Below are 8,652 nucleotides of genomic sequence, written 5' to 3'. Positions count from 1 at the left end.
GGGGGTGGGGGTGGCCGCGGGGCCGGGGGCCGGGTCCCCCCCCGCCGAGGTGGATCAGCGGCCGGAGATGGCCACCCGCACGAGGTTGCGGGCGCGCAGCGAGTACAGGGCCCGGCCCGAGGGGTCGATCGCCAGCCTGGGCTCGCCGCCGAACCACTGCCCGCCCAGCCCCTCCACGATCGGCTTCGCGGTGAACGACATCAGGTCGATCTTGTAGATCGTGGCGCCGTCGCTGTAGTACGCGACCCGCCCGGTGACGTACACGTCGCCGCCCTTCACCCCGACCTTGAGCGTCCGGGTGACCTTCTTGCGCAGCAGGTCGAACTCGAACAGCTCGCCCGTGCTCGCCATGCCGTACAGCAGGGTGCCCCTGCCGAAGTCCATGGAGGAGATCTGGCGCGCGCCGGGCACCGGCTCCACCTCCCACAACAACTTCCGCTTGACCAGGTCGAACGCCGCCAGCCTGGCGGTCGTCGTGACCGGCGGCAGGCCGAGGCCCTCCTGGATCAGGGTGCCGAGGTAGGCGACGCCGCGCCGGGCGATGACCGAGTAGACGGTCTGGCGTTCCACCACCGGGCGGTACGTCTCGTACGTGCCGGTCCTGGGCGAGTAGAGGGAGAGCGCGCCGTTGATGTGGCCGGGCTCGGGCTGGGTGGGCATCACGATCAGGCCCGTCCTGGCGTCGTAGGCCAGGTCGCGCGGCCGGTCCTGCTGGTTCCCGGTCCGCGCGAGGAGCGTGGCCTCGCTCTCGCCGGCGCGGTGGGAGTACAGGGCGGCCTGGGTGTAGATGCCGATGTACGTGGTCGAGCCGACGGTGAGCAGCGTCTTCGGCTCACCGGAGATGCCGAGCCTGGTGACCTTGCCCGTGGCGATGTCGTGCAGGTCGGCGCCGCCCTTGCCGCCGACGTAGACCTGCCGGCCGTCGGAGTGCACCGACATCGGCTCCTCCGGGGCCGCCTTGAGGCCGCGCTGGACGAGGTTGACGTAGTCGAGCGAGCCGGTCGCCGGGTCGTAGACGAAGACCGAGCTGTCCTGGATGCCGTAGATGCGGCCCTCGTGCGCGAGCAGACGGTGGGTGAGCGCCTCGAAGTAGGGGACGCCGAGCACCTCCAGCTCGTCCGTGGCCAGGCTGTAGCGGTAGAACGTGCCGGAGGGCCGGCCCGCGAAGTAGACGTAGCCGTCGTGGATCAGGACGGAGACGATGTACTTCTCGCCGGGCGCGGTGGCCTTGACGACCTTGTAGTTCTGCGGCGCGGCCTTCTCCAGGACGATCATTTCGCCGAGCGAGTTCATGCCGCCGGCCACGTGGGTGTCCGAGATGTTCATGCTGGAGACCCAGTCGCGGTCGGCCACCTCCGGCGGCAGGAGCTCCCGCTTCTCCCCGGTCGTCCGGTCGATCGCGATCAGGTGGGCGTTGGAGCCGATGCCGGCGTAGATGTGGGTGTCGTCGGCCTGGATGCTGCGGACGTACGCCTCGCCGGGGGCGGGCTCGCCCAGGTCGCGGCTCGTGCCCGTGGCCGGGTCGTACTCCCAGACGCGGCCGGGCTCCGAGGTGCCCATGTAGACCTTGCCGTCGGGGGAGGCGGCCATGGTCCAGATGTAGTGGTCGGGGTACGCGGCGATCTTGGTGACCTGGCCGGCGACGGTGTCGATCTTGTACAGGTCGGACTTGGCATGGGTGGCGACGTAGACGTCGGTGCCGACCCGGCACATCGCCCAGATGCCGACACCGGTCGGGATGTCGAAATGGGCCGTGACCGCATCCGTCGTCAGGTCGTACGCGCCCACCACGTTGGGTGAGAGGCCGCGTGAGCCGGCGTACAGCACGTTGCCGACGAACTCACCGTTGCCCAGCGGGCTGGCGACGCTGGCGGGGCCCAGGTCGGTGATCGTGCCTTCCGGCTGCGGCGGGGTGGGGGCGAGGGTGGTGCTGTCGGCGCCTGCGGGCTGGGCCGGAAGAGTGGCGGCCGCCGTGGTGGCGGCGGCCGCGAGGAGGAAACGACGGCGGGGGATCATGCGCGGGCTCCCTAGTGAGTTTCGCCGCACGCTATAACGGGCCGGGCCGTAATGTCCAGATCAGCAGAGGCGGAAAAGCTCGGCGGCGTTGCGCCAGGCGACGCGCTCGGCGGTCTCGCCGGTGAGGCCCGCGGCCGCGACCGCTCCGTACGCCGACGACGGGTCGATCAGGGTCGCGTCGGTGCCGAAGAGAAGCTGGGCCGGGTCCACGGCCGCCACCACCTCGGCGATGCGGCCCGCCGGGGCGTGTGACCAGCAGGGCTCCAGGTAGAGGCGGTCGCAGGCGCGGGCGGCCTCGATGGCGTGCCTGAACCCGTCCGCGCCCATGTGCCCGGCGATCACCCGCAGGTCCGGGATGTCCAGGCAGAGCTGGGCCAGGTCGAGCACCGAGGTGCCCCAGGTGTGCACGAGCGCGGGCCGGCCGGTGCCGGCGACCAGGGTCAGCGCGTCGCGCAGTTGCGGGGAGGTGACGGGCGAGCCCGTGTAGTCGGTGTGGATCTTGACGCCGACGAAGTCGCCGCCCGGCAGGTACGCCCGCAGGTCCGCCTCCGCCTCGCGCGGCCGCCGTGGGTTGACGGTGACGTAGCCGAGCAGCCGGCCGGCCGTCTCCGGCTCGGGGTGGCCGTCCCGAGTGCCCGGTCGCGTCTTCAGGTAGGCGGCCAGGGCGCGGTTGCCGGCCGGGGCGTCGTAGATGACGGCCTCGGTGGCGGAGACGATCGCCCGGTCGATGCCATAGCGGTCCATGGTGGCGAAATTGGCCTCGGCCACGTCCATGGTGAAGAACCACGGGCCCCAGTGGGCGTGCACGTCGATGATCACTTCTGGGGCCTCCTCGCGGCCTCGGGACTCAGCAGCCTCCTCGCGTTGCCGCCCGCGACGGCGGCGATCTCCTCGGGCTTCAGGCCGCTGGTGGCCAGGCGGAGGAGGGGGACGAGGGGCTCGTAGTGGGGGGTGCGGGAGCCGTACAGGAGACGGTCCGCGCCGACCTCGGCGGCGGCGAGCTCCAGTGCGTCGGGGGAGTTGAGCAGGCGGGTGGAGGTGTGGAAGCCGGGCTCGTCGGCGGCGGCCACCAGGAAGTCGCCCAGGTGGTAGAAGTGCGTGTCGAGGAAGACCACGGTGGCCCCGATCCCGGCGAACGGCTGCCAGAACCTGCGCACGTCACCGCCGGTGAGCACGACCAGGCCGAGCCTGGCCGCCTGCCGGGCGACGTGCCGGACGGACGGGAAGCCCGCCTCGACGCCCTGCTCCTCCGGGAACAACCGCACGGCCCCGGCCCCGGCCGACGCCAGCCGCTCCAGCTCCCGCCCCGCGCCGACCGGATCCCGCAGGTCCACCGCCCCCACCGGGACGACCTCCACGGAAGCGCCGGTGTCCGGGGCGGCGAGCAGTTCGTCGTTGCCCGAGCGGACGTCGAACAGCGCCGCCCGCAGGCCGGCCACGGCCGCCGCCCGGATCCGGTTCCCGGCCAGCAGCTCGATGACCGACGCGGGGGTGCCGGGCGGTCCGTCGCGGTCCGGGTACGCCCCGAACAACACGTCCACGTCGAGCGTCACCTCCAGCCCGCCCACCAGCCGCCAAGCGTCGAAAGGCATACCGGCCCCATCCTTAATTGCCATGTCCGACATCATGCCATTGACGAACGATGCAAATAAAGTTACGGTCTGGGCCAAAATCGAGCAGCAATGAACGTGAGGTACACCCCATGCTCCGCTCCCTCCTGATCGTCCTGGCGGCGCTGTTACCCGCCTTCCTCACGGGCCCGGTCGCCCAGGCGGCGACCTGCGAGGCGTCGGCGGTGGAAAGGTTCGGCCCGGCGTCGGTCACCGGCGCGATCGTGGGCGCGTCGATCCTCGACGGCCACGCCTACGTCGTCACGCGCGGGCTGAAGCCGCCCGTGCTGGCCGAGATCGACCTGGCGACGAGCAAGGTGGTCAGGAGCGTCACGCTGCCCGACGGCCCGGACACCGGCGCGCCGGAGGGAGGGTGGGCCACCGCCGTCTCCGGCGGCAAGATCTACGTGGGCACCTACCCGGTGCCCGACCTCTACAGCTTCGACCCGGCCACCGGGGACGTGCGGCATCTGCGGTCGTTCGGGAAGAACGGCGGGTTCATCTGGACCCTGACCGCCGCCCCCGACGGCACGCTCTACGCGGGCACCTACCCGGACGGCCGCGTCTGGGAGTACGTGCCGGCCACCGGCGCGGTGCGCGACTTCGGCGTGCTCGCCCCGGGTGAGCGCTACGTCCGGGCGGTCGCCGCCGACGCGGACTACGTGTACGCGGGCCTGCTCGACAAGGGCAAGCTGGTCCGGATCAACCGCGCCGACGGCACGCTCAAGGAGCTGGCCACCGGCCCGACCGGCGTCACCAACATCGTCGAGCACGGCGACCGGGTGCTGGCGACGAGCGGCGCCGTGCTGATCGACGTGGGCAAGGACGGGACCGGCGAGCACCGCGTCACCCTGGACGGCAGCAGCATCGACATGCTGACCGTGGCCGGCGACGGCACCGTCTACGCCACCTCCCGCCCCGACGGCGCCGTGCACCGATACCGCACCGGCGACACCGGGTTCACGAAGATCGCCGAGCCCCCGTCACAGAGCGACGAGACCAGGCTGCTGCACCTCCTCGACGACCACACCCTGCTGGGCTTCGCGGGCAGCGGCGGCATGTGGCGGCTGGACCTGGGCACCGGCGCCTCGGCCTTGACCGACCTGATCGAGGCCGGCCTGCCCGCCGGCCCCGAGAAGCCGCAGAGCATGTTGCTCGTGCCGGGCCGCGCCGTCTACATCGGCGGTCACTTCTCCATGGAGGTACGTGACCTGCGCACAGGCGAGCAGCGCCGGTTCCGGATGCCCGGCGAGCCGAAGGACCTCGTGCAGCATGGCGACAAGATCTACGCCGCCATGTATCCCAGCGGCCAGATCGTCTCCGTCGACCTGCGCACCGACGAGGTGAAGAGCGTCGCCTTCCTCGGTCACGGCCAGCAGCGCCCCTGGGACATCGAGTACGACCGCGTCACCGGCAAGCTCGTCGTCGCCAGCGCCCCGCTCGGCGCCGACCTGAACGGCGCCCTGTCCGTGGTGGACCCCCGCACCGGAAAGACCGACGTCTACGTGGGCGTCCTGCCGGACCAGAGCCTGATGAGCCTCTCGCTCGACCCGCGAGGCGGCCTCGTGTACCTCGGCGGCGACGTACTCGGCGGCGGCGGGACCCCGCCGGTCAAGACGTCCGCGTCCATGGCCGCCTTCGACCTGCGCGCCCGCAAGGTGTTGTGGCAGGTGGATCCGGTGGCCGGGAACCGCACGTTCCAGGACGTCAAGGTCCAGGGCGGGCTGCTGTACGGCGTCTACAAGCGGGTCTCCGGCACCTGGATCGCCATCGACCTGAAGACCAAGGAGATCGTCCGGCAGGGCACGGTGTCCGGGTACGGCGAGCTGACCGCGCACCGGGGCAAGGTGTTCGCGTCCACGTTCTACGGGGGCGGGAACGCGTACGAGCTGGGCACGGAGACGAAGCTCCTGGCCAGCGGGCTCGGCGACGAGTGGTACACGAATCCGCAACTGCACTTCGAGCCGGGCTCCTGGCGGGCGTGGGCGCTCGCGGGCAGGGACCTGGCCAGAATCCGCCTCGACCCCTCCTGCCCACCCGTGACCGTCACCCCGTGACACCAAGGGCCCGGGCCGCCACCGGCTCGGGCCCTTGACCGCTCATTGTCCCTCCAGTTAGGTTTCGGTCTGTGCCGAAATATGTGATCGATGCCCACCGGCTGATCGGCCCCGTGCCGTTCGACGACCTGCCGCCGGACCCCCGCCCCGAGATGGACCGGCTGGGCATCGAGCGCGCATGCGTCACCCACACCCTCAGCCTCTACTCCGACCACCGGGCGGGCAACGAGGCCCTGTTCGCGCTCGACGACCCCCGGCTCATCCCGGTGCCCGTGGTGGTGCCGGGGCCGGCCGAGCCGGAGACGCCGGAGGAGGTGGCGGCATGGGACGTACCGATGATCAGGCTCTGTCCCCAACGCCACCGCTTCGACCTGACAGGTCCCTTCGCGCTGCGCTGGCTGGCCGCGTTCGGCCTGCCCGTCGCCATCGACCTGGACGAGACCTCGCCCGCGCAGCTCAGGCAGCTCGCCGAGCGCCTGCCCGACCTCCGGATCCTGCTCCTGAACCCCGGCTACCGCCGGCTCCGCGCGCTGGCCGAGCTGATGACCGAGGCGCCGAACGTCTGGGCCGAGATCGGCACCGTCAACACCCAGGGCGGCGTCGAATGGCTGGCCGCGAGGTTCGGGGCGGCGCGGCTGGTGTTCGGCACCGGCGCGCCGATCGCCGACGACTGCGGCCCGCGCTTTCTGCTCGACCACCTGGACCTGCCGCCGGACGACGTGGACCGGATCGCCGCCGGGTCGCTGGCGGGGCTGCTGTGATCCTCGACGCCCACGGCCACGTGGGGACCTGGCCCGACTTCCTCATCCCCGGCCCCACCGCCGAGCACCTCCTGGCCACGATGGACCGGATCGGCGTCACCGCGATGGGCATCAGCCACCTGCTCGGCGTCGGCCCGGACGCGGTGCGCGGCAACGAGCTCGCCAAGGAGATCGCCGGCCGCTTCCCCGGCAGGTTCGGCGTCTGGCAGGTCTACAACCCGCACCACCGCACCCCCCTCACCACCGACGGCGTGTGGGGCGTCAAGCTCCACCCCGACGTGCACCAGTGCCGCCTCGACGATCCCGCGTACGAGCCGGTCTGGCAGCTCGGCCTGCCGGTCCTCGCGCACGGCCAGACGGACTCGACGTGGAGCGACCCCGCCCAGTTCGCGGCCGTCGCCGCCCGGCATCCGCACGTGCCGCTGCTCATGGGGCACACCGGGCTGTGGCCGTACGGGTTCGGCCGCGCGGCCCGGCTCGTGGCCGACCATCCGAACGTGTTCCTGGAGACGTGCGGCTCGAAGATGACCGGCCGCTGGATCACCCGGCTGGCCGCGCTGGCGGGGGCGGAGCGGGTGGTGTTCGGCTCGGACGCCTGCTTCCTCGACCTGCGCACGGGCTACGGCCGCGTAGCCCTGGCCCCGCTCACCGACGCCGACCGCACCCTCATCCAGGGCGCCAACCTGGCCCGCATCCTCGGCCTCCCCCTCCCATCCCCGACCCCGCCCGCACTCCCGGCCTCGGCCGCTTCTCCGAGCCTGGCCGCTTTCCCGCCCCCGGACGCTTCTCCACCCCCGGACTCGCCCCCATCAGCCGGCCCACCCGCGAAGGGACGCCTCTCATGACGCTCGCCATCAACGGCGGCACCCCCGTCCGATCCACCCCCTGGCCCGCCTGGCCGCCGCCCCTCGACCCGGACCAGCGCAAGCTGGTGACCGAGGTCCTGGAGAGCGGTCTCTGGGGCGCCACCCAGGGTGGTTCCGTGGTCGCCGACCTGACCGCCGCGTTCGCCCGCCTCAGCGGCGTTCCGCACGGCGTCGCCGTCGGCAACGCCACGCTGGGCCTGTTCGCGGCCCTGCGCGGCCTCGGCGTGGGCAAGGGCGACGAGGTGATCGTGCCCGCGTACACCTTCGTGGCCTCGGCCACCGCCGTCCTCCTGACGGGCGCCACCCCCGTGATCGCCGACGTCGACCGGGACGACCTGCACCTCAGCGCGCGGGCCGTGGCGGACGCCGTGACCGGCAAGACGGTGGCGATCATGCCCGTGCACCTGGCCGGCAGCCCGGCCGACATGGACGCGCTGAACGAGGTGGCCGCCCGCCACGGCCTGGCGGTCGTCGAGGACGCCGCCCAGGCGCACGGCGCCACGTACAAGAACCGCCCGATCGGCGGCCTGGGTGACGCGGGCGTCTACAGCTTCCAGGCGAGCAAGGCCATGACCGCCGGCGAGGGCGGCATGATCGTCTGCCGTGACGAGAGCGTGTGGCGGCGCGTCTGGTCGACCTGCAACGTCGGGCGCGAGCCCGGCGGCGAGTGGTACGGCCACCCCGCCGCCGGCTGGAACCTGCGTCTCACCGAGATCCAGGCCGCACTGCTGCTCCCGTGGCTGGACCGGCTCGACGCGGAGGTCGACCGCAGGAACGCCACCTGCGACGCCCTGGAACACGAGCTGGCCGCCGTCGAAGGGGTGAGCGTGGTGCCCCAGCCGGAGGGCACGACGCGCGACTCGCGCCACCTGCTCATGCTGCGCGTCGACGCCGGCGTGGATCGCGGCTTCCTGCTCGACGCCATGGCCGCCGAGGGTGTTCCGCTCGACGCCGGATACCCGCAGCTCGGCACGATGGCCGCCCTCACCGCCGAGGGCGCCCGCGCCGAGCCGTCCCCGGCCGCCGACGAGGCCGCCAGGACCGTCGTCTGGGTCCGCCAGGCGATGCTCATGGACGAGACCGCCGCCCAGGACGTGGCCGGCGCCCTGGCGAAGGTGCTGGCGGGTAAGCCGACTGCAACAGGCTCTTAACGACGCCGAAACACCTCGGGAGTCCACTGAAGGAGACTCACCGAGAGCGTGAGGCGCACCTAGGGTTCCGCCGGTTCACGGGTCTGGTCCGAGAGGTGCAGGCGGCCTTCCGTACGAGGCCGCTCCACGGCGGGACAAAAGCCCGGGAGGTCAGCCAAGCCTGGCTGCCTTCCGGCCGGGCGTCGATCATT

At 72.3% G+C, this 8,652-nt stretch carries 7 protein-coding genes and 1 riboswitch; of the genes, 4 read left to right on the top strand and 3 right to left on the bottom strand.

The genetic code is table 11. The features are described from left to right. Positions 1-54 precede the first annotated feature (54 nt). From ACWD0F_RS21005 to ACWD0F_RS20995, 3 genes are read right to left on the bottom strand one after another with little or no spacing between them, the layout of a single operon-like run. Positions 55-2,016: a PQQ-binding-like beta-propeller repeat protein gene (locus tag ACWD0F_RS21005; protein WP_449877811.1), complete on the bottom strand. Its 1,962-nt coding sequence runs from the start codon at positions 2,014-2,016 to the stop codon at positions 55-57. Positions 2,017-2,076: 60 nt separating this feature from the next. Beyond that, complete coding sequence (locus ACWD0F_RS21000) at positions 2,077-2,835, bottom strand: amidohydrolase family protein (RefSeq protein WP_449877809.1); 759 nt, start codon at positions 2,833-2,835, stop codon at positions 2,077-2,079. After that, positions 2,832-3,608, bottom strand: a complete 777-nt coding sequence (locus ACWD0F_RS20995) for an amidohydrolase family protein (protein ID WP_449877807.1) — start codon at positions 3,606-3,608, stop codon at positions 2,832-2,834. The genes ACWD0F_RS21000 and ACWD0F_RS20995 overlap by 4 nt, the downstream gene beginning before the upstream one ends. 110 nt (positions 3,609-3,718) lie before the next feature. On the opposite strand from ACWD0F_RS20995, the gene ACWD0F_RS20990 reads away from it, so the two are divergent. From ACWD0F_RS20990 to ACWD0F_RS20975, 4 genes are all read left to right on the top strand, one after another. Continuing rightward, the gene (locus tag ACWD0F_RS20990) at positions 3,719-5,683 is read left to right on the top strand and encodes an outer membrane protein assembly factor BamB family protein (protein WP_449877805.1); all 1,965 of its coding nucleotides are present in this window, start codon (positions 3,719-3,721) and stop codon (positions 5,681-5,683) included. Positions 5,684-5,754: 71 nt separating this feature from the next. Continuing rightward, the gene (locus ACWD0F_RS20985; RefSeq protein ID WP_449877803.1) at positions 5,755-6,444 is read left to right on the top strand and encodes an amidohydrolase family protein; all 690 of its coding nucleotides are present in this window, start codon (positions 5,755-5,757) and stop codon (positions 6,442-6,444) included. Then, positions 6,441-7,289 carry an amidohydrolase family protein gene (locus ACWD0F_RS20980; protein WP_449877801.1) on the top strand — a complete coding sequence of 283 codons (849 nt, stop codon included), beginning with the start codon at positions 6,441-6,443 and terminating at the stop codon, positions 7,287-7,289. Before ACWD0F_RS20985 ends, ACWD0F_RS20980 begins: the two co-directional genes overlap by 4 nt. Next, positions 7,286-8,461, top strand: coding sequence for a DegT/DnrJ/EryC1/StrS family aminotransferase (locus tag ACWD0F_RS20975; RefSeq protein ID WP_449877799.1), 1,176 nt, complete (start codon positions 7,286-7,288; stop codon positions 8,459-8,461). Before ACWD0F_RS20980 ends, ACWD0F_RS20975 begins: the two co-directional genes overlap by 4 nt. A 48-nt stretch (positions 8,462-8,509) precedes the next feature. Beyond that, positions 8,510-8,612: riboswitch (guanidine-I (ykkC/yxkD leader) on the top strand. Positions 8,613-8,652 lie beyond the last annotated feature (40 nt).

The organism is Nonomuraea sp. NPDC002799 (genome assembly GCF_053592075.1).
This window is presented reverse-complemented; position numbering and strand designations above follow the sequence as displayed.